2 tRNA genes are annotated in these 216 nt (G+C 50.9%); both read left to right on the top strand.

What is annotated here, in order from left to right:
- Position 1 precedes the first annotated feature (1 nt).
- A tRNA-Arg gene (locus tag QMN93_RS26230) sits at positions 2–78 on the top strand.
- A gap of 64 nt (positions 79–142) precedes the next feature.
- Positions 143–216 (top strand) — tRNA-Arg (locus tag QMN93_RS26225).

Genomic DNA, 216 nt, shown 5'->3' with positions numbered 1-216 from the left:
TGCATCCGTAGCTCAGCTGGATAGAGTACTCGGCTACGAACCGAGCGGTCGGAGGTTCGAATCCTCCCGGATGCACCATCTATTACTTCATATTGCTTTAGAAGTGATATGAATATCGAGCAGTACAATAGTAAATCCCGATGCATCCGTAGCTCAGCTGGATAGAGTACTCGGCTACGAACCGAGCGGTCGGAGGTTCGAATCCTCCCGGATGCA

The sequence above is a fragment of the Enterobacter sp. R-1.6.2 genome (assembly GCF_035064085.1).
Taxonomy (GTDB): domain Bacteria; phylum Pseudomonadota; class Gammaproteobacteria; order Enterobacterales; family Enterobacteriaceae; genus Enterobacter; species Enterobacter asburiae_B.
This window is presented reverse-complemented; position numbering and strand designations above follow the sequence as displayed.